9 protein-coding genes and 1 pseudogene are annotated in these 22,673 nt (G+C 69.6%); 6 read left to right on the top strand and 4 right to left on the bottom strand.

The window, feature by feature from the left end; genetic code table 11:
* Nucleotides 1–92: 92 nt before the first annotated feature.
* Entirely contained in the window at nt 93–1,103 is a 1,011-nt protein-coding gene (locus ACIBAG_RS43335) for a LacI family DNA-binding transcriptional regulator (RefSeq protein WP_399113350.1), read from the bottom strand.
* On the bottom strand, nt 1,103–3,355 hold the full coding sequence (yicI, locus tag ACIBAG_RS43330; RefSeq protein ID WP_399113348.1) for an alpha-xylosidase: 2,253 nt from the start codon (nt 3,353–3,355) through the stop codon (nt 1,103–1,105). The genes ACIBAG_RS43335 and yicI overlap by 1 nt, the downstream gene beginning before the upstream one ends.
* 165 nt (nt 3,356–3,520) lie before the next feature.
* On the opposite strand from yicI, the gene ACIBAG_RS43325 reads away from it, so the two are divergent.
* Nucleotides 3,521–4,894 carry a cytochrome P450 gene (locus tag ACIBAG_RS43325; protein WP_399113346.1) on the top strand — a complete coding sequence of 458 codons (1,374 nt, stop codon included), beginning with the start codon at nt 3,521–3,523 and terminating at the stop codon, nt 4,892–4,894.
* Here ACIBAG_RS43325 and ACIBAG_RS43320 read toward each other — a convergent pair.
* Nucleotides 4,878–6,164, bottom strand: a complete 1,287-nt coding sequence (locus ACIBAG_RS43320; protein WP_399113344.1) for an MFS transporter — start codon at nt 6,162–6,164, stop codon at nt 4,878–4,880. The genes ACIBAG_RS43325 and ACIBAG_RS43320 overlap by 17 nt on opposite strands.
* Before the next feature lie 83 nt (nt 6,165–6,247).
* Between ACIBAG_RS43320 and ACIBAG_RS43315 the strand changes: the two genes are divergently transcribed.
* From ACIBAG_RS43315 to ACIBAG_RS43300, 4 genes are all read left to right on the top strand, one after another.
* Nucleotides 6,248–7,258, top strand: coding sequence for a LysR family transcriptional regulator (locus ACIBAG_RS43315; protein WP_399113342.1), 1,011 nt, complete (start codon nt 6,248–6,250; stop codon nt 7,256–7,258).
* 253 nt (nt 7,259–7,511) lie between these two features.
* A complete protein-coding gene (locus ACIBAG_RS43310; RefSeq protein ID WP_399113341.1) occupies nt 7,512–9,761 on the top strand; it encodes a transglycosylase domain-containing protein in 2,250 nt (749 codons plus the stop codon).
* 48 nt (nt 9,762–9,809) lie between these two features.
* Entirely contained in the window at nt 9,810–11,096 is a 1,287-nt protein-coding gene (locus tag ACIBAG_RS43305; protein WP_399113339.1) for a hypothetical protein, read from the top strand.
* A 131-nt stretch (nt 11,097–11,227) separates the two neighbouring features.
* Nucleotides 11,228–12,391, top strand: coding sequence for an amidase domain-containing protein (locus ACIBAG_RS43300; RefSeq protein ID WP_399113337.1), 1,164 nt, complete (start codon nt 11,228–11,230; stop codon nt 12,389–12,391).
* 64 nt (nt 12,392–12,455) lie between these two features.
* On the opposite strand, the pseudogene ACIBAG_RS43295 reads toward ACIBAG_RS43300, so the two are convergent.
* Nucleotides 12,456–15,940: pseudogene (locus tag ACIBAG_RS43295) on the bottom strand (DNRLRE domain-containing protein).
* Nucleotides 15,941–16,484: 544 nt separating this feature from the next.
* Between ACIBAG_RS43295 and ACIBAG_RS43290 the strand changes: the two are divergent.
* A complete protein-coding gene (locus tag ACIBAG_RS43290) occupies nt 16,485–22,574 on the top strand; it encodes an RHS repeat domain-containing protein (protein ID WP_399113335.1) in 6,090 nt (2,029 codons plus the stop codon).
* Nucleotides 22,575–22,673 lie beyond the last annotated feature (99 nt).

The following is a 22,673-nucleotide window of genomic DNA, read 5'->3' as shown; positions in this document are numbered from 1 at the left end:
AGCCGGCCCCCGTCCCTCCGGGCAGGACGGTGAACCGGCGAGGACACCGCCGTCCCGGCACCGCACGGTGACCGGCACCGCACGGTGACCGCTCACGTGAGCTCCCGCGGTGCCGTGCTCGCCCGTTCCGTCATCCGCGGTGGCAGCAGAGTGGCCTCCGGTACGGCCTTCCCGCCCAGCTTCCGCATCAGCAACTCCACGGCGCGCGAACCGACTTCGGCGGACGGCAACACGATCGAGGTGACCGGTACGCGCAGGGATGCGGCGACTTCGTCGGGGCAGATCGCCGTGATCGACAGATCGGTCGGCACCCGGAGCCCGAGCTCCTCGAAGGCGTCGACCAGCGGTTCCAGGACGGCCTCGTTGTGGACCACCACACCCGTCAGCGCCGGCTGCTCCCGCAGCAGTCGCTCGGCGACCGCGCGGGCGGCGGCCGGTGCCGCCTCGCAGGGGTGCACGGCGGACGACATCCGGTTGCGGTCCGCGGCGGCCGTGAAGCCCTGGACGACCCGCTGGGCGAAGGCCGTCCGCCGTACGTACACCTCCGGCGGCGACCCCACCAGCGCCACCACCCGGTGCCCGAGCCGCGCCAGATGCTCCACGCAGGCTTCACCCGCCGCCTTGAAGTCGAGGTCGACGCAGGTCAGTCCGTCGGAGTCGGCAGGGAAGCCGATCAGTACCGACGGGCGGTCCAGGTCCCTCAGCAGCGGCAGCCGGGGATCGTCCAGCTGGACGTCCATCACGATCAGCGCGTCCACCAGTCCCGTGTCCACGACCCGCCGCAGCCCCTGCTCGCCCTCCTCCTGGGTCAGCAGCAGCACGTCATGGCCGTACCGTCGCGCCGTCGTCACCACCGACACCGCGAACCGCATCACCACCGGCACATCGATGCCGGCCCGCAACGGCATCACCAGCGCCAGCACGTCGGAGCTGCGGCCGGCCAGCGCGCGGGCGCCGGCATGCGGGTGGTAGCCGAGCAGGCGGACGGACTCCTCGACACGGCGCCGGGTCTCCTCGGAGATCGGGCGCTTGCCGCTCAGCGCGTACGACACCGTGCTGGGGGAGACCCCGGCGTGCCGGGCCACGTCCGTGATCTTCACCATCAGCCCAGCTCCAGGGAGAGGAAGCCGCATCCCGCCCGGGCCCGCGCCGCGCGCTCGCCGGCCGCCAGACCCCAGGGCGCGGACGGGTCACTGCAGGAGGCCCGCAGCGTGTCCCCTTCCCGTACGACCGTGAAGGCCACCTCCCCGACCCGCACCGTCACCTGCGCGCCCCGCACCGGCCCGAACGCCCGCAGCGTGACCCCGTCGGCGTGGGCGTAGTCGGGCCGGTCGTCCACCGCGCCGACCGGGATCACCGCCCCCGGCCGCACCAGCAGCGGCACACTCAGGAAGTCGTGCTTCTCACGAACCCAGCGCGGGCCGGTCACCGTCTCCCCGCTGAGGTAGTGGGTCCAGGTGCCCTCGGGGACGTAGTACGCCACGTCCCCCTCGTCGCTGAACACGGGCGCCACCAGCAGATCCGGGCCGAGCATGTACTGCCGCTCCAGATGCGCGCAGCCGGGGTCGTCGGGGAACTCCAGCACCATGGCCCGCATCATCGGCAGGCCCTCGGCGTGGGCGGTGCGGGCGACCTCGTAGAGGTAGGGCATCAGGCTCAGCTTCAGGCGGGTGAAGTGGCGGGCCACGTCCACCGCCTCCTCGTCGAACAGCCACGGCACCCGGTACGACGACGACCCGTGCAGGCGGCTGTGCGAGGACAGCAAGCCGAATGCCAGCCAGCGTTTGAAGAGGGACGGCGTCGGGGTGCCCTCGAAGCCGCCGATGTCGTGGCTCCAGTAGCCGAAGCCCGACAGTCCGAGCGAGAGGCCGCCCCTGAGCGACTCCGCCATCGACTCGTACGTCGCCTCGCAGTCGCCGCCCCAGTGCACCGGGAACTTCTGGCTGCCCGTCGTCGCCGAGCGGGCGAAGACCACCGCCTCCTCCTCGCCCCGGTGCTTGCGCAGCACGTCGAAGACGGTGCGGTTGTAGAGGTAGGTGTAGTAGTTGTGCATCCGCTCCGGGTCGGAGCCGTCGGACCACCGCACATCGACCGGCACCCGCTCGCCGAAGTCCGTCTTGAAGCAGTCCACGCCCTGCGCGAGCAGCGCCTCCAGCTTCCCGGCGTACCACTCGCGGGCGGCGGGGGAGGTGAAGTCGACCAGCGCCATGCCCGGTTGCCACAGGTCCCACTGCCAGACACTGCCGTCCGGCCGCTTCAGCAGGTGCCCGAGGGCCTTGCCCTCCGCGAACAGCGGCGAGCGCTGCGCGATGTACGGGTTGATCCAGACACAGACCCGCAGGTCCTTCGCCTTCAGGCGGGCCAGCATCCCCTCCGGGTCCGGGAACACCCGCGGATCCCACTGGAAGTCGCACCAGTTGAACTCACGCATCCAGAAGCAGTCGAAGTGGAAGACGGAGAGCGGGAGTCCGCGCTCTCTCATGCCGTCCACGAAGGATGTCACCGTCTCCTCGTCGTACGACGTCGTGAAGGACGTCGACAACCACAGGCCGAAGGACCAGGCGGGCGGCAGCGCCGGGCGGCCGGTCAGAGCCGTGTACTTGCGGAGGATGTCCTTCGGGGTCGGGCCGTGGATGACGTAGTACGTCAGCTTCTGCGCCTCCGCGCTGAACTGCACCCTCGACACGACCTCCGAGGCGACCTCGAAGGAGACCTTGCCCGGGGAGTCGACGAAGACGCCGTAGCCCGCGTCCGTCAGGAAGAAGGGCACGTTCTTGTACGCCTGCTCGCTGCACGTGCCGCCGTCGGCCTGCCAGATGTCGACGACCTGGCCGTTCCTGACCAGCGGCCCGAAGCGCTCGCCGAGGCCGTAGACGGACGTGCCGACCCGGAGGACCAGCTGTTCGCGCAGGTAGTGCGCGCCGGTCGCGTCCCGCATGATGCCCATGCTCTTCGGGCCGCTGGAGGTGAGGGTGCGGCCGCCGGCGAGGAAATCGACCTGCCAGGGGCCGCTGCGGGCGACCCGGACCGACAGCGCGCCGGAGGTCAGGGTCGCGTGCTCGTCGTCGTACGAGATCTGCGGGGCCGTCTCGGCGGACTCGGTGAGTTCGAACTCGGGGCCGCGTGGCTGCTCGCCCGCGAAGTGGGTGAGGGTGAGGCCGATGACGTCGGGCATCGGGGTGTGCGCGTTGATGGTCATGACCGGTCCCGTCATCAGGTCGCCGCGCGAGCGGATGGGCCGGGTCGGCGCGTGGATCTCCAGCGCGCCGTCCTGCTCGGTGACGTCGAGGACTTCGGCCGGGTGGGCCGCGGTGACGCCCTCGCGCAGCAGCCAGTAGCCGTCGGTGAACTTCATGCGGGGGTCCTTACGTGACTGCGTCCACGATGATTGCCGCGCTGCGAGCGTGGGCTTTCGTCGAATCGATTCGACGGTTGGCATCGAAGCGCTTCGATTGCTCGCTTGCCGAAGGTATGTGGGGGCCGAGGGTGCGTCAATGGCCCGTGCGGGAATGGGGGAGCCATGACGATGACGACTACGGCCGGCCGGGCGCCGATCGTGACGGGGAGTCCCCTGCTCGGCTCGATGAGCGATCTGCTGAACGATCCCCTCGCCGCCTATCTGCGGGCCCGCCGCGACCACGGCGACGTGGTGCGCTTCCGGGCCGGGCCGCCCGGGCTGCGGTCCGACATCTACGCGGTGTTCTCCGCCGAGGGCGCACAGCAGGTGCTGGCGACGCGGGCCGCCGACTTTCGCAAGGACAACGTCTTCTACGAGGAACTGCGCCAGTCGGTCGGCAACGGGCTGCTCACCAGCCAGGACGACACCTACCTGCGGCAACGGCGGCTGGTACAGCCGTTGTTCACCCGCCGCAGGGTGAACGGTTACGCGTCCCAGGTGGCCGGGGAGGCGGCTTCGCTGGCCGCGGGGTGGCGCACGGCGCCGAGTGACGTCGTCGAACTCGTCGGTGAGATGCACCGGTTCGCCCTGCGCGTCGTCGGTCGCATTCTGTTCGGGACGGACGTGGAGAAGGCGTTCGAGGTGATCGAGCGCACCCTGCCCCCGCTCCAGGAGTACTCCCTCAAGCGCGGCTTCTCCCCGGTCAAGGCGCCGCGCACCTGGCCCACCCCCGCCAACCGCCGTGCCGGACGCCTCCAGGCGGAACTGCACGCGCTGTGCGACGGCATCATCGACAGCCGCCGGGACCGGGACGACCGGGACGACCTGGCCACCCTCCTCGTGCACGCCGAGAACTCCGAGGACGGCAGCCTGGACGCCGATGAACTCCGCGAGCAGGTACTGATCTTCCTGCTGGCCGGCCACGAGACGACCGCCACCGCACTCGCCTTCGCCCTGCACCTCCTCGCCCGCCACCCCGAGGAACAGCGGCGGGTGAGCGACGAGGTGAACCGCGTGCTCGGCGGGCCGGGCGGACGGGCGCCCACCGCGGCCGACATGGAGGAACTGCCGTATCTGACGATGGTGCTGAAGGAGGCCATGCGGCTGTATCCCTCCGCGCCCGTGATCGGCCGCCGCTCGGTCGCCGACACGGAGGTGGACGGCGTACGGATCCCGGCCGGTGCCGACATCCTGGTCAGCCCCTGGGTCACCCAGCGCCACCCCGACTACTGGCCGGACCCGGACCGTTTCGACCCCTCGCGCTTCACCCCGGAGGCCGAGGCGGGCCGCCCGCGCTACGCCTGGTTTCCCTTCGGCGGCGGTCCGCGCGCCTGCATAGGGCAGCACCTGTCGATGCTGGAGTCGGTGCTCGGGCTGGCGGTGCTGCTGCGGGAGTTCGAGTTCGAGGACGCGGAGGTGGGGGAGGTGCCGCTGGGGGCGGGGATCACGTTGATGGCGAAGGGGCCTGCCCGGGCCCGTATCAAGCCGCGTTCCTGACGGCCGGGGCCGCGAGGGCGACAAGCAGCGCCGCGCCCGCTGCCGTGACCGGGATGCCGTACGCCGCCGTCGGCGAGAGGTGCTCCACCACCCACCCTCCGGCCGCGCTGCCGCACGCGATCCCGCCCAGCAGCGCGGTCACCGCCAGGGTCATGCCCTCGTTGAGGCGGCCGTCCGGGGTGCGCTGCTGGACCAGGGCCATGTTGGTGATCATGGTCGGGGCCGTGGCCATGCCGGAGACCAGCAGGGCGGCGGACAGCATCAGGAGCGAGCCGGTGAGGGACGCGGCGAGCAGGGGCAGCGTCAGCAGGGCGGTCATCGCCGCTATGCACCAGGGGTAGCGGTGCTCGGCCGGTCCGGACAGCCTGAGCCGGCCGAACCACAGGCCCGCCGCGCAGGAGCCCGCCGCCTGCAGCGCGAGCACCGGGCCCGCCGCCGTGCGGTGGCCCTGCGCGTCCGCGAACGCGATCGTGACGACCTCCGTCGAGCCGAACACCGCGCCCATGGCGAGGCAGACGGCCAGCAGCGGGGGGATGCCGGGGCCGCGCAACGGAGACTTCGAGGTCTTCGCGGCCGTGCGGCCTCGCGGCGGCGGCTCCGTCGACCGCTGGGCCGCGAAGGCCAGCACCCCGGTCACCAGGAGCACCACGCCGACCAGCGTCCCCGCCTCCGGGAAGAACGCCCCGCACAGGAAGGCCGCGAGCACCGGCCCCAGCATGAAGCACAGCTCGTCGGCGGCCTGTTCGAAGGAGTTCGCGGTGTGCAGGGACGCGGCGTCGCCCTTGAGCAGGTGGGCCCAGCGGGCGCGGGACATGCCGCCGGTGTTGGGAGTGGTCGCGGTGGCGGCGTACGCGGCGAAGAGGGTCCAGGCGGGGGCGTCGTCCCGCACGCACAGCACCAGCGCGAGGCTGCCCAGCGCCGCGAGGAGCGTGGCGGGTACGGCGACCCGTGCCTGGCCGTACCGGTCGATCAGCCGCGCGGTCCAGGGCGCGACCAGCGCGGTCGCCGCGAGGCCGGTCGCGGTGACGGCGCCGGCGAGGGCGTACGACCCGCGCGTCCCGGCGATCATCACGACCGCGCTCACGCTGAACATGCCCATGGGCAGGCGGGCGACGAGGTTCCCGGCGGTGAAGGCGCGGGCGCCGCGGTGAGCGAAGAGCCGGCGGTACGGGCCGGGCGGGCGGCTGCGTCCACGGGGCGTGAAGTCGACGGCCACGAGTGTGTCGCCGGTGACGGTGAAGAGCGGGGAGTTCATCGGCTGCTGCGGCATGGATCCACCGTCGCCCGCGGTGGATCATGGCGTCCAACACCTGCTCGGCACGGATTCACGCACCCACGTTGTAAGTTCACGGCATGTCCGCGCCCCCTCACCTCGACCCCCGCCTCCTGCGCGCCTTCCTCGCGGTGGCCCACGAGCTGCACTTCACGCGGGCCGCGGCCCGGCTGTACGTCGCCCAGCAGGCGCTGAGCCGGGACGTACGGCGGCTGGAGCGGGAGCTGGGCGCCGAGCTGTTCGTGCGGACGACCCGGCAGGTGACGCTGACGGCCGACGGCGAGCGCCTTGTGCCGTACGCCCGCCGCGCCCTGCAGGCCCAGGACGACCTGCTCGCCGCCTTCGGCCGGGCCCGCCCCCTGCTGGTGGACCTGAACTCGCCGGGCATGGCCACCGGCCGCAGGGTCCTGCACCGGGCCCGCGAACTCGCCCCCGAGCAGGAGCTGATGGCCCGCTACGAGAGCGGCCTGACGGGTGCGGCCGGCGAGTTGGTCGCCGGGCGGCTGGACGCCTCCTTCGGGCGGTTCGCGGGGCTGGACCCGGCTCTGCGGGCGGGCCTGGACCATCAGCCGGTCCGCTACGAGCCGATGGCGATCCTGCTGCCCGAGGGCCATCCGCTGGCGGAACGGGAACAGGTCCCGCTGGCCGCGCTGGCCGGGCAGACCGTGTACGCCGGTGCGGGCAACCCCCGTACCCCGGAGTGGACCGACCTCGCACACCGGCTGTTCGACGGGCGGGGTATCGAGGTCGCCGCGCCGGCGCCGCTCGCCGTCGGCGTCGAGGAGTTCCAGCGGATCATGGCCAAGACACGGACGCCCGTGCTCGCCGTCGTCGAATTTCCGGCCATGCCGGGGGCGGTGCTGCGCCCGTTGACCGATCCCGTGCCGCTGTCGCCGGTCTCGCTGGTGTGGCGGAAGGGTCTGGCGCATCCCGCGCTGGACGCCCTTCGGCGGGCGGCGGAGCAGATCGCGGCGGAGGAGGGGTGGCTGCGGCGGCCGGTCGGTGGATGGATTCCGGCCATCGATTCGGCCGCGATGAGTGGACATGGCGAGTTGAAGCGCTTCACCGCAGAAAATGCGAGTGAGGGCTGAGAAAGTCGCCATTGGTTTCGCGCCAATTGGCGAAGCGATTCGATGGTGAGCATCAGCACCAAGGTGCGGCGAGATGTCCCTTATCAGGGATTACACACCATTATTTCCCGCCTTTGCGTGTGGAGGGAATGTGAAGGGCGCTGGTAATTTATAGGCGCACCGAACTGCGGGACCGGCGGTCGGGCGAAAGGCGAAGGGGGATGCGGTGGCGCCGACGGGGCGTGGGGAGGGGTCTCAGGAGCCGGACGTCACTATGCAGTTGAAAGTGCCGGACTCATTCAAGGCGGATGAGACGGTGCAGTTGCGGGTGCCCGTGCAACGCATATCCGACGAGTCCGAGCGGCACACCAAAAGCGAATCAACAATATCCGACATACCTTCTCCCGAGGTCGCGGGGTCGTCGGATCGAATACGTGCCGACAATTCAGCCGATCAGCCCCATCGCCGTAAGAACCGGAACCCCCGCAAAGCCCCCCGCCCACCCTTTGCCCCCCGCCTGGTCGCAGCCCTCCGCCTGGCGCCCCTGCTGGCCGTCCTCGCCCCGCTGATCGCGCGCCTCACGCCGTATGCCCGCCGTATGCGGCCGCAGTACCCCCGGCCCGGACGCACCGGCTGGCGCCGATGGGTGCCGTCCTGGCGGCAGTCGCTCGGCGCGTCGCTCGCCGGAGTCGGGCTCAGCGGCCTCCTCCTCGCCGTCGCCTACGCGGCCACCGACATCCCGGACAACCTCAATTCGTACGCCACCCAGCAGGACAACGTGTACTTCTGGGCCGACGGTACGCCCATGGCCCGCACCGGCTGGGTGCAGCGGCAGGCGATGCCGCTGGAGGACATTCCCGAGGACGTGCGCTGGGCGGTTCTCGCCGCGGAGAACGCGAGCTTCTACAGCGACCCCGGCGTCTCCTTCAAGGGCATCACACGCGCCCTGTTCCGCACGCTCGGCCAGGGTGACACCCAGGGCGGCTCGACCATCACCCAGCAGTACGTCAAGAACGTCTACCTGAACCAGGACCAGACGGTCAGCCGCAAGTTCACCGAGGCCATGATGGCCCTCAAGCTCGACAACCGGATGAGCAAGGACGAGATCCTCGAGGGCTACCTCAACACCAGCTGGTTCGGCCGCGGCACCTACGGCATCCAGCGTGCCGCCCAGGCCTACTACGGCAAGGACGTGAGCAAGCTCAACGCCAGCGAGGCCGCCTTCCTGGCCGCCCTGCTCAAGGGCGCCGGCCTGTACGACCCGACCCTGAGCGGCGCCAACCGCGACCGCGCCGTGGAGCGCTGGTCCTGGACCCTCGACCGGATGGTCGCGATCGGCAAGCTCTCGCAGGCCGAGCGGGCGACGTACCAGAAGTTCCCCGAGCCGCTGAAGCGCAACCCGCTCTACGACACCGGCGAGCAGAGCGACTACCTGGTCGAACTCGCCTCCCAGTACGCCAAGAAGGCCGCGAAGATCTCCGACCAGGAATTCGACCTCGGCGGCTACCAGATCTACACGACCTTCGACAAGAAGCGGGAGGACAGGCTCACCGAGGTCGTCACCAAGGCGCGCAAGGACGCGCTGAAGGACCAGCCGAAGATCGCCAGGACCGCGCACTACGGGGCGGCCTCGGTGGCCCCGGACGGCCGGATCCTCGCCGTCTACGGCGGACCCGACCACCGTGAGCAGGGCTACAACGAGTCCAACGCCACCACCGTCCCGGCCGGTTCGGCCTTCACGCCGTTCGTGTACGCGGCCGGCCTGGAGCACGGGGTCCGCAAGACCCGCGACGGGGCGGCGACCCCGGTGACCGGGGACTCCCTCTACAACGGCGACGACGACGTGCCGGTGACCACGCCGGAGGGGCCGTACTGGGACCGCAGCGGCCGCAAGGTGGCCGCCAGCAACGACGGGGACCGGTCCTACGGGCAGATCTCCCTGCACCGGGCGATGGAGCTGTCCGTGAACACGCCGTTCATGCAGCTCGGCATGGACACCGGCCTGGACAGGGTGCGCTCCACCGCCGAGGCCGCGGGCCTGCTGCCCTCCTCCATCGGGGCCCAGGTGCCCGCGCTGTCGATGGGCAGCTCCACGCCCAGCGCCATCCGCATGGCCAGCGGCTACTCCACGTTCGCAGCGGCCGGCAAGCACACCGAGCCGTACTCGGTGCGCCGGATCACCCACAACGGCACCGCCGTGCCCCTCGAACTGCCCCGTCCGCGCCGGGCGGTCGGCGCCGACGTGGCCGAGGAGGTCACCTCCGCGCTGACGGACGCCTTCCGCACCGCCCACCCCGACGGCGCGCCCGCCACCGCGAAGGTGGCCGGGAAGCCCGGGACCACGCCGAACGACACCGCCGCCTGGTACGTCGGCACCTACGAGTCCGTCTCCACGGCGGTCGTCGTCTACCGCATCGACCTCGCCAAGAGCCTTGAGCCGCTGCCCCTGAAGGGCATCGCCGGCAGCGCCGACGACAGCGTCCCCTACGGCATCTGGTCCGGTGCCGTGACTCCCGTCGGCTGACCACCGACCCGACAGCACCGTCCCCACCGCTTGGAGAAAGAGCCGCACATGAAGCAACCCTCGGGGCGCCGCCGCAAGTCCCGGGCACCGCGCCGCACCGATGCCCTCCGCCCGGGGTTCCTGACCGTGGCGGCGCTTCTCGTCGTCGCCTCGCTGACGGCGGGCTACCTGGTGCTGAACCGTATGGACAACACCGCGCCGACCGCGTCCTCGGGGGGACGCAAGAAGGTCGTGGAGGCGGGCGGCGCCAAGCAGCCGCAGTGGGACGGCCGGACGAAGGTCCTCGGGGACGGCTCCACCTCCTACACCGGCCCGCAGAAAGGCCAGTTGAAGCCGGAGCCGCTGAAGCCGGGCCAGAAGCCGCCCCAGTTCGTGGTCTTCTCCTGGGACGGCGCGCTGCAGGGCGACGACCAGCTCTTCTCGCACTACCGGGAAGTGGCCAGGAAGTACGACGCCCACATGACGTTCTTCCTCACGGGGATCTACCTCCTCCCCAAGGACAAGAAGACGCTGTACGACCCGCCCCAGCACGACAAGGGCGCCGCGGCGATCAGCTACCCCACCGACGAGCACATCCGCACCACGCTGGAGCAGCTCGGCAAGGCGTGGGAGGACGGGAACGAGATCGGCACCCACTTCAACGGCCACTTCTGCGGCGAGAAGGGCGGCGGCGACTGGAGCGTCGAGGAGTGGAAGAGCGAGATCGAGGAGTTCAACTCGTTCGTGGCGAAGTGGAAGACCAACACCGGCTACACCGACCTGCCCCCGCTGCCCTTCGACGTCACCAAGGAGGTCGTCGGCGGTCGCGCCCCCTGCCTGGAGGGCCAGAAGAACCTGCTGAAGGCCGCGGCGGACTACGGCTACCGCTACGACGCCAGCTCCGCGGGCGACTTCCAGATATGGCCCACCAAGAAGAACGGCATCTGGGACTTCCCGCTGCAGATGCTCCCGTACGAGGGCGGCAAGTACCAGGGCCTCTCCATGGACTTCAACTTCCTCTACAACCAGTCCGACGGCGAGACCGAGGGCGACCCGGCCAAGTACCCCCAGTGGGAGGAGGAGACCTTCAACACCTACATGGCCGGGTTCAACCGTGTGTACTACGGCAGCCGGGCACCCCTGTTCATCGGCAACCACTTCGAGAACTGGAACGGCGGCATCTACATGCGGGCCGTGGACCGGGCCATCGAGAGCATGTGCACCAAGAAGGACGTCAAGTGCGTGTCCTTCAAGGAGCTGGCCGACTGGATGGACGTACAGAAACCCGCCACGCTCGAGCGGCTGCGCACCCTCGACCCGGCCCAGTCCCCGGACTGGTCGACCGTCGTGCAGTGACGTTCGCATAACGTCCTTGGCTCACAGGCGCATCCGTCTTCACAAGAGCCACACACGCCATGCAAAGATGCGCTTCCCCGGCCATCCGTCTGCCGGGGGCAAGAGGGGAATGACCAGTGAAGTCAAGGAAATTGAGCCGTACTCGGCGCCGCGCCACCATACTCGGGGCGGCCGCCGCCTCGGTCGTCGCCGGAGTGGCGCTGCTGCCCAACTGGAGCGCGGGCGCGTCCGTGGTCGACGACCCCACGGTGGACGCCAGGACCAAGGCGACCTTCCAGCGCCTGGCGGACGCGGTCTTCACCGACCGTACGGAGGCCCTGGTCGACGGCGGCCGGGGGGACCAGGACAAGCCGCTGACCGACGGCTTCTCCGGCGACGTCCGGCTGTCCTCCGGCCTGGCCCGCAGCGAGGACGCCGCACTGTCCGCGCTGAACCGGCGCGCGGACATGCTCGCCGATCTGGGCGAGACGTACAGCGCGGGCAGCACCACCGTCACGCTGGACGCCACGCGCGTGAAGGGCCGCAAGGCCAAGGTCGCGGTCACCGAGACCACGACCCTCACCTATGAGCAGGCCCGCGCCGGCGCACCGCGGACCACGGGCTTCCAGGCGCACCACGAGCTGACGTTCAGCGCCGACCGGTACGGAAACTGGCGGCTGACCGGCATCCGCGCGACCGACGAGGGCGACCTCGCCGTCAACCAGACGGCCAGGCCCGCCGTCGAACCCATGACCGCGAGGGCCGGCAGCACGACACCCTCGGCACCCAAGGCGTCGACCTCGTACCCCGGCCAGGCCAACCCGAAGAACTTCACCGCCAGCGGCCTGGACTACTCGGCGATGGCGGTCTACGCCAAGCAGTACTGGTCCAACTACAACCCCGCCTACCCCGACTTCAACGGCCAGGGCGCGGGCGGCGACTGCACCAACTTCGTCAGCCAGGCCCTGAAGGCGGGCGGCTGGAAGCACGTCCCCGGCTATGTGTACGACTACACCAGGTGGTTCGGGAACGCCGACATCCAGTCGCACTCGTTCGTCGGCGTCAACGAGTGGTCCTGGTTCGCCCAGAACTCGAAGCGGACGACCAGCCTCGCCAACGTCTACCAGATGGACGTCGGCGACGTGCTCCAGATCGACTTCGACCGGGACGGCTCGAAGGACCACACCATGATCGTCACGTCCCGCAGCCGGGGCGTGCCGTATCTGACGTACCACTCCACCAACACGTACAGCAGGTCGGTGGCGAGCATCGTGGCGTCGTACCCGAACGCGTCGTACTACGCCTACCGCACCTGATCCGGCCCGGTTCGGAATCCGTCCCTGGCCGCTGGTGTCGTCGACTGGCGGCCAGGGATTGCGTCTATCCGATGGCGATGCGTGTCTTCCAGTAACCCGCCGGAGTGATGATCTCCGTGCCGGACCCCGGCACGACCGCGCTCGGGCCGCCCGCGTAGAAGCGCACCGACCCGTCGGAGCGCACACCCCAGATGTCGGGGGTGGTGCCCGCGTCGCCGTCCGCGTCGGGGGTGCCCATCAACAGCGGGAAGCTGCTGACCGCCCAGCCCGCGGCGCCGTACTCGCTGTCCTCGCCCCCGGCCGAACTTCCGGCGTTGCCCAGCGAGGCGAGGCTGACTCCGCCTCCGGAGGCGGCTATGCCCCTGCGGAGCTGGAGCTTGCCCGACGTGTCGGACCGGTAGAGAAGGTCGGTGACACCGTCGCCGCTGATGTCGAGCGCGGTGACGATGTCCCGGCTGGTCCAGCCCGAGGCCCACAGACGGGTCGCCTGGTCGATGGTCGCTCCGTGGTAGCCGGTGAAGACCCACAACTCGTCGCCGATCGTGGCGAAGAAGTCGGTCCGGCCGTCTCCGGTGGCGTCGCCCGCCGACACGATCTGGGTCAGATCGGCGGGGTTGGGGGCGCCGTCGGGGAGGAGGATCTCGCGGCGCTTGTCGATGTTGACGGCGCCGTAGCCGTCACCGGGGTACACCCACAGCTTGCCCCGACGCGCACGACCAGGTCCTGGAGGCCGTCGCCGCCGTAGATGTCACCGTTGTGGGTGATCAGGGCGCCCTTGAAGTGACCGTTGGGTGCCGCCACGTAGGCCGGCAGCTCGTCGCCGTTGGGATCCTTGGCGGGATTGTCCCGGTAGGCGCCGGGCATCGAGTAGTCCAGGTCGCCGCTGCCCTTGTTGAGGTCGGTGGCGATGGCCTGCGAGGGATACATGGCCAGATTGCCGGCCTCGGTGACGACCATCATGTCGGGCAGCTTGTCGCCCGTGAAGTCGCCGGGCGCGTCGGCCTGGTCTCGGGGCGTGACGTAGAAGAAGTACTTCGTGGCCTGCGAGGGGTTGCCCGCGCCGTCCACGGCCCTGACGTAGAGCACGTTGGGTCCGGCCGCGGGCGGTTTGGCGTTGGCGAGGATCGCGCTGACGCTGGTGGCCGTGCCGGCGGTGCGGGCGATGCTGCCGGTGTAGCTGGGCGAGTTGAAGCCGTACTCGTAGCGCACGACGTCGCTGTTGAGCGCGCGGACCGTGAACGACCCGGGCGTCCCGAACTTCTTGGTGGACCAGTTGGCGTCCTCGGCGTCGTTGCCGAAGCCGTTCTCGCTGCCGTCGGCGTTGGGGAAGTCGGTGGAGCTGACCTTGGGCGGCCTGGGCGCGGTGGTGTCGAGGACGAAGCGGCACGGCGTCCTGGCCGGTGCGTAGCCCGAGCTGGTACCGGCGTCGTCGACGGCGCGCACGCGCCACGAGTACAGGGTGCCGTTGGTGAGCTTGCTGGTGGAGAAGCCCGTCGTCGTACGCAGTGCGGTGCCCTTGTCGCCGCCGACGGAGACCTTGCCGGTGGAGCCCAGCAGATCACCTGTCGTCTGCCACTTGCCGTGCGGCCACAGGTCGAAATCGAGGTAGTCGAGGTTGCTGTCCTTGTCGGACGCCCGGGCGGTGAACGTCAGGTCGCCCGAGCCCATGCGGACGTACGGCTCGGTGGTGGTGCACTTGGCGTCGGGGCCGAGGTCGAGTGACTTGGAGTCGACGGTCGGCCTGCGGTTGTAGACGAGCTCCAGTACGGGCGCGTTGTCCCCGTTGGCCTGGAACTTCTTCCAGGCGTACTGCGAGTGCTCGTCGCGGGCGCGCAGGCCGAAGGTGATGGTGTCCTTGCCTTGATCGGCGCGCTTCTGCGCGGCCTTCTTCACGTCGAACGTCTCGTACGCGTCCCGGCAGCCGGACTTGTATCCGTGCGCGAAGCTCTTGGTCGCGAACTTGTTGCCGTCGTGCAGCTTCGGCGCGTTCTTCCAGTTGGTCTTGGCGTGGACCGGACCGGTGAGGTGCACGCTCATCGAACGGGCGCTGCACGACCAGGAGTACGTCTCCAGCATGCGCAGCTTGGCGCTGGTGATCTTCGCGCCCTTGAGGTCCTTGTCGAAGGCGATGTTGAAGTACGAGCGGGAGGTGCCCCAGGTGTCCGACTCGAAGCCGACGCGGGCCTCGTGCGTACCGCCCTTGTTGAAGCCCTTGCCGTTGTAGAACGTGGCGTTGGGGTGGCGGCTGTAGGCGGTGGTCCAGTTCTGGGTGTGCTTCTTCACCGACGGGTCGATGAAGACCGGATACGTGGTGGCCGGGTCGTCGAGGAAGGCCAGGTCGGGGGTGAGCACCCAGGTCGCCCTGTTCAGGCTGGGTTCGACCAGCTCGCCGCGCGAGTCGGGCGAGGGCCCGTCGAGCCCGGGAAGGCTGAGGGTGGCCGCCGAGCCGGTCTGGGAGGGAGCGGGTGTCGGCTCAGCCGGCGCGGACGGCAGCGGGGACTCGGACACCGAGGGCTCGGGGCCGTCGGTGGCCGCCGGCAGAGTCTCAGGGGCGGTGTCCGCCTGCTCGTCGGTCTCGATGAGCTCCTCGGTGGGGCTCGTGCTCTCACTCGGCCCGTCGGCGGCCGACTCGGTCGGTGCGGGGCCTTCCGTGGTGGTCGGCTGGGCGGTGGCGCCGACCGACCCGTCGGTGACGGCCGGCTGGCCGCTGCTGTCCCACATCAGCGGGGTCGGCGACATCGCGACCTCGTTGGCGAAGGCGTCCTCGGCGGTGAGGACGCCCGTGAGCGGATCCAGGCGGAAGTTCAGGGTGGGGGAGGTGATGCCGTACGAGATCTGCCGGGCCCGCGGATCGGCGGCGGCCTGCCGGTTCTTGAGGACCAGCAGTTGGGCGAATCCGTCGTCGTCGGCCGTCAGCACCAGATCGGCGCCGGGGAAGATCTCGGGGTACAGGGCGCGTGAGCCGTCGATGATGGGGGCCGGGACCGTGCCCGGCCAGGTGAGCTGGATTTCCTGGCCGTCGACGGTCAACGTCACCAGAGGGCTCGCGGTCTCGTCAGCGGCCGCCTTCAGTCCGCTGGCCAGAGAGACCCGGCGCACACCGGTCCGCGAGGCGCGCTTCTCCCCGCCGTGCGTACCGGAGCCGGCCGAGAACACGATCCGGGCGTTCGTGGCCCGGGGCTCCCAACCTGCCCTCGTGCGGTGGAGGTCATAGTCGATGTCCCTCCATTCGCCGCCCACCTTGGCCCGGATCGGCGACGAGTACAGCTTCTTGGCCAGCAAGCCGTCGGGCCGCGCCCACGTGGTGGAGCGCGCGGTGCGCAGCTCGGTGACCTCGACGGACTTGCCGGCCTTCGCCGCCCGCGCGATCGCCACGGCCTCGGTCACGGGCTTCGCCCTCTCCGCTCGGCCGGACTCGCCGTGCGAACTCGGGTCGTCCAGACCGACGCCGATCAAGGTGATGCCGGTGGCGGCGAGCGCCGCTGTCACCACGGCGGCGGTGGTCCGACGTCCGGGCACACGGCGCCAGTTGCGCGTTCTGCGCGTCATCGGGCGAGCTCCCCTTCCCCCCTTGGAACCGGCGCGGGACAGGGCGCGGCCGGGCGAGCCGATGATGACCCATGAGCGGGCTGTCGTCACCCTTCGCGAGCGGGGCAGGGGTTTGAGTGAATCAACCTCGGGTGCCGTAAGGGTGGTTGTGCACGGTCGGCATCAACTCGCATGCAGCAATTCGGCTTACGGGCAAAGCCCCGCGAATCATTCTTCAACACTCCCGATTTGACGTCTATTTGCCATGTGAATCGACCAATTGCGCGATTGATCGCGGAGGTACGGCATCTGTCGCTATCACCAGCAGGCGGCAGACCTGGGCGTCACTTACCGTTATAGATCACTACGTCCGGTGACAGTCATCACATCCGCACAGTCGATCTAGCGGAACTCCACAGGGGCATCACAAAATCTCCGGCATCTGATACGCCATCACGCGTGGTCCGATCCAGGTCCCGCCTCAGTGGTCCGGGGGGACCTCGTCGTGTTCGGTCGCTCTTCGCATGCCCGTCGCCGTCGTCTGCGTCGTCTGCGCACTGCCGTCGTGCCCACCCTCGGGGCGGCCCTGCTCGTGGGCCTCCTGCCCGCGCAATCGCTGGCGGTGCCGCCCGATCCATCGGTCGCCGAAAAGGGCCGCGAGACGCTGGACCTGGAGACGCTCGACCAGGACGAACCCGTTGACGGCCAGGTCTTCGAGCGTGACCTGGAGTCGCTGAAGGTCGAGGTCCCCCCGGACCAGCAAGCGGCCCCGGCCGGCACGACGACAACACCACAGCCCGACACCGGCACGGTGAGCTTCGGCGCGCCGGCTTCCACCACGACCCAGGCCTCGGCTCGCACGGTCACGACCGTCCAGCCGGTTGCCCTTACCCCCGTCGACGACCTCCCTGTCAGCCTCGGCCAGGCCCCGGACCAGCAGGCCCCCACCGGCACCTGGTCCGTCCAGGTCTTCGACCGCACCGCACCCGTCGCCCAAGGCGTCGACGGTGCCGTGGTCAAGGTGCAGGCGCCCGACACCGGCTCGGTCCCCATCTCGGTCAAGCTCGACTACGCGAAGTTCAAGAACCTGTACGGCGCCGACTGGGCCTCCCGCCTGCGCTTCGTCCAGTTCCCCGAGTGCTACCTGACCACGCCGGACGTCGAGGCGTGCCAGGTGTACGAGGAACTGGAGACGACCAACGACACCAAGACCCAGTCGATCACGGCGACAGTCGACACGGCGGCGGACGGAACGGTCACCCCGGCCTCGGCGGAGACAACCACCGCGGCCGACGGCCCGTCGATCACCCAGGCGGCGTTCCGCACCTCGGCCACCCCTGTCGCCGCGACGGGGGACACGGCCGTCGTCGGCGCGGTGGACTCGGGCGGCGGCGCGGGCGGCACCTTCAAGGCCACGCCTCTGGTCTCCAACGGCAAGTGGGAGGCGGGCGGTTCGTCGGGCGCGTTCACCTGGTCGTACCCGCTGACGATCCCAGCCGCTCCGGCCGGCCCGGCCCCCAGCATCTCCTTCACCTACAACTCCCAGACGGTGGACGGCCGTGTCGCGGTCTCCTCTCCGCAGTCCTCCTGGATCGGAGAGGGCTGGGACTACGACCCCGGCCACATCGAGCGCCGCTACCGCACCTGCCAGGACGACCGCAAGGCGCTGAAGTCCGGCACGCCCAACAACACGGCCAAGAAGGACAAGACGTCCGACCTGTGCTGGGTGTCGTACAACGCGGTGATGTCGCTCGGCGGTCGGAGCGTCGAGCTGGTGCGGGACGCACCCGCGGGAAGCAATCCCGAGACCGACACCGAGATCTACCGCCCCCAGAGCGACGACGGCACCCGCGTCGAGCGCCGCACCGGCGGCAGCAACGGCGACAACAACGGCGAGCACTGGATCGTCACGACCCGGGACGGCACCAAGTACTACTTCGGCCTCGACCAGGTCGGCGGCGGCCACGCAGACACGAGCTCCGTCTCAACGGTCCCCGTCTTCGGCAACCACCCCGGCGAACCCTGCCACGCCACCGCCTTCGCCGACTCCCGCTGCGGCGCCGGAAAGAGGCAGGCCTGGCGCTGGGGCCTGGACAAGGTCGTCGACGTGCACGGCAACACGATGGTCGTCAACTGGAAGCAGGAGACGAACTACTACGCCGTCAAGAAGAAGTTCAAGTCTCCCGAACAGTACGACCGCTACGCCTACCCGACGTCGATCGAGTACGGCATGCGTCCGTCCGATCTGACCAAGCCGTCCGCCACCGTCGAGTTCGGCGTGGCGCAGCGTTGCCTGAAGTCGGCGACCGCCTGCGATCCGGCGAACTTCGCCAAGACCGACGACCCGGGCGCGTACCGCCCCTGGTGGGACACGCCCGGCAATCTCAATTGCAAGTCCACGTCGAAACTGTGCCCGCCGTTCCCGTCCTTCTGGACGCAGTTGCGCCTGGACTCGGTGACGACGAAGGCCGCCCGCGCGGGCCAGACGGGCCTGGGCAAGGTCGACACATACGAACTGCACCAGTCATTCCCCGAGGACTGGTACGACACGGCCCCCGGCCTGTGGCTCAACTCCATCACCCGTCGGGGCTTCGCCCCGGGCGACACCACCGGCACCCTCCAGCACAAGGACGGCGTCAGCTTCGCCGAGTACTCGGTCGGCTCCACTTCGCCCCTCCACAGCCGCTTGAAGGACCGCCAGCTGCCCAACCTGGTGCCGAACGGCCCGAACGACCAGCGCCCCGCGTTCACACGCCCGCGCATCGGCACGGTGGCCACGGAGTACGGCGGTGCCGTCGAGGTCGAGTACACGGGCGGCTGCGCCGCCGAGCCGTCCGAGGACAAGGGCGAGAGGAACGGCACCTGCTTCCCCGTCCGCTGGTCGCCCGACGGCGACGAGAAGACGCCCGCCAAGTCCTGGTTCAACAAGTACGTTGTCGACTCCGTGACCGAGACCGACAAGGTCACCTCGCACGGCAAGCCCGTCCACACGACGTACACGTACGAGGAACCCGCCTGGGCCAAGAGCGACGACGAGTTCACCCGCCCGTCCCTGCGGACGTACAGCGTCTGGCGCGGCTACCGCCAGGTGGCCGTCACCAAGGGCAGCAGAACCAGCAACCAGCTCAACTTCCCGCAGGCCCAGTCGTACTCCGTGACCCGGTACTTCCAGGGCGTGGGCGGCACGGTCAAGGACTCCGAACAGAAGCACACGCTGCTCGCCGACGACGCACCGCAGTACGCGGGCATGCCGGCGGAGACCATCGTCTACCGGGACGCCGACAAACGGATCCACAAGCGCACGCTCAACTACCCCTGGTCGAAGCAGACCGCCTCCCGCCCGCGGGAGGCCGAGAACGGCACCGACATGGATCCGCTGCTCGCGCACCGCAGCGGGATAGAGCGTACGGAGGAGATCCAGCAGGCCGACACCAGCTGGCGGGCCGTCCGGACGCTGACGACGGTCGACGACACGTACGGCCTGCCGACCCAGGTGGAGACCGCCGTGGTCACGCCGAACGGCAGCACCGGTGAGACCCTCTCCGACCAGACCTGCACCAAGACGTCGTACGTGCACAACACGTCCGCGTGGCTGATCGGTCTGCCGAAGGAGCAGCGCAGTACGGGCACGACCTGTGCGGCCCACGACACCGCGGACCCGGCGACCAAGCTCATCAAGGCGGTGCGGAACAGCTACGACGCCCTGGCCTACGGCGAGGCGCCGACGAAGGGGCTGGTCACCTCCGCCGCCGGGGTCAACGGCGCCGGAACCTCGTACTCGGTCGTCACCAAAACCACGTACGACCCACTGGGTCGCATCCGCACCGTCACCAAGCCGGAGGTCGGCACCACAGAGACGCAGTACACGCCCGCGGACACGGGCGGACCGCTCACCTCGCTGAAGACGATCAATGCCAAGGGCCACGCCGTCACGACGACCTTCGACCCGGGCCGCAGCCTTGCACTGACGGTCACCGACGCCAACAGCCGGGTCACACGCAACGAGTACGACGCCCTCGGCCGCCTGGTGAAGGGCTGGTCGCCGTCGCGCTCCTCGGGCGGCAAGTCCCCGGACGTGGAGATCGCGTACCAGGCGGCGGTGGCCACCTCCGCCGAGACCAAGCCCGCCGCTGTCACCACGAAGACGCTGAAGGACGACGGCACGTACAGCCGTCAGGTGACGATCTACGACGGCCTGATGCGTCAGGCGCAGACTCAGGCCGAGGCACACGGCCCGGGCCGGATCATCACCGACACGAAGTACGACGACCACGGCCTGGTCGCCGAGCAGTCGAGTGGCTACCTCGCGAAGGGCGAGCCGGCGGCCGAGTTGTTCGCGCCGAGATCGAAGGCGCTGATCCCGAGCCGGGTCCAGCACATGTATGACGGTCTGGAACGGCCGTCGATCCAGCTGACGTACCACGGCGACACCCACAGGGCCGACTACCTCTCGTACACCTTCTACACGGACACCGGCGCTTTCACGGACCCGGCGGGCTCGACCGCCCCTCAGACGCGCACGTACACCGACGCGCTCGGCCGGGTCACCGCGATCCGTCACTACAAGGACAACGTCGCAACGGCCAACTGGGAACCCGCCACCTCCGAGAACAGCGGCCGCAAGACGACGTACGAGTACGACGCCCGCGGCTACCGCACGAAGGTCACCGACCCGGCAGGCAACAGCTGGACGTACACGTACGACGCCCGGGGACGCGTGACGTCGACGACCGACCCGGACACCGGCAGGACGGACACCTGGTACGACGACGCCGACCGCCCGGTCAAGGTGACGGACGCCAAGTCGCGGACGACGTACACGAACTACGACGAGCTCGGTCGGATCACGTTCGTCCGTGAGGGCTCGGCAACCGCCGCACCGGTCAAGTCGTTCACGTACGACAGTCTCCCGGGCGCGCTGGGCCAGCCCGTCGCCTCGACCCGGCACACGTCGGGCGGCGACTACCTCAACCGGGTCACCGGCTACGACACCGACTACCGGCCCACGGGCAGTGAGACGGTGATCCCGTCGAACACGCTGACCGCGGGCCTGTCCGGCACGTACGCGTACGCCTACACCTACACCCCGACCGGCAAGCCGCATTCGGCCACCTTGCCTGCCGTGGGCGGACTGGCGAAGGAGAAGGTCGTCACCCGCTACAACGGCGACGGCCTGGCCGAGTCGACCTCGGGCCTCGCCTGGTACACGTCCGACGCCACCTACTCGCCGTACGGCGAGGTCCTGCGGTCAGTGTCCAGCTCCCAGCCGTACCGGGTCTGGACCACCAACTTCGTCGACCCGCACACCGGCAGTCTCCAGCGCACGGTCACCGACCGCGAGACCTCCGGACCGCACCGCATCACGGACAGCTACTACTCGTACGACGCGTCCGGCACCATCACCTCGAACTCCCGCCAGCTGTCGGATGCTTCGGGTTCGACGTGGGACACCCAGTGCTTCACGTACGACGTGATGGGCGAGCTGGTGAACGCCTGGACGTCGAACATCACCCCGGCCGGCAACGCCACGGGCTGCAAGGCGTCGAACGGCAAAACCTGGGGTTATCGCACCGACCACCGGAACTCCTCGGGCCCGGTGGCCCATGCCCCGGACACAGCGAGCGACAAGTCGAGCCCGGACACGTCCCTGTCGTCGACTCTGGCGACCACGGCCCCCGACGCGACGACCGTGACCACGGGCGCCACGGCGTACCACCAGTCGTTCACCTTCGACTGGCTGGGCAACCGCGCCACCCTCACGGAACACGACCCGGCGGACGCGACCAAGAACGTCACCTACACGTACGGCTACGACACCACCGCGCAGCCGCACACGATGAAGTCGATCAGCTCCAACCCGTCGGGCAAGGGCAGCAGCTACACGTACGACGCCGTCGGCAACACCGAGACCCGCGAACTGCCCGCCACCAAGCAGAACCTGACCTGGACGTCCGAGAACAAGCTCGACACGATCACTGACGCCGGCAAGAAGACGACGTACGTCTACGACGCCGCCGGCAACCGCCTCCTGGAGAACTCACCGTCGGGCTCGACGCTCTACCTCGGTGAGGCCGAAGTGACGACGGACGCCACGGGGACGATCACGAAGGCCTCCCGCTCCTACGTGCAGGCAGGTGCTCCCACGGTCGTCCGCACCGCGACGGGCGGCGCGACGACGGGCCACAAGCTCAACGTCCTGCTCGCCGACCACCTGGGCACGGCGAACACATCGGTGGATGTGTCGAGCGGCCAGCCGGTCACCCGCCGCGCCTTCAAGCCGTACGGCGAAGTCCGCGGCACCAAGCCGACCAACTGGCCCAACAAGCGCGGTTACTTGGGCGTCGGCATCGACGACGCGGCCACCGGTCTGACCCATATCGGCGCTCGTGAGTACGACCAGAACTCGGGCCGCTTCCTCTCAGCAGATCCCCTCATCGACGTCGCCGACCCGCTCCAGATGAACGGGTACAGCTACGCGAAGAACAGCCCGATCAGCTCCAGCGACCCGGATGGCCTCCGGCCGGTCACCCTCTGTGAGCACAGCTGCTCGAGAGGCGACGACACCTACCGGGACTGGATGTCCTCGAACGGTGACGGAACCTGGTCCTACCACTACGAGAACTCCACCACGTCTACGACGGCACAGGCCGCTTGAGCAGCGTCGTCAAGATCAGTAGTGATGTGCCGCTCGGCAAGAAGATCGTGCACAAGGCGTACGACCTGTCGGCTCAGATGGCGGCCTTCAAAGCCCTTG

The sequence above is a fragment of the Streptomyces sp. NPDC051243 genome, from assembly GCF_044455405.1.
GTDB lineage: Bacteria > Actinomycetota > Actinomycetes > Streptomycetales > Streptomycetaceae > Streptomyces.
This window is presented reverse-complemented; position numbering and strand designations above follow the sequence as displayed.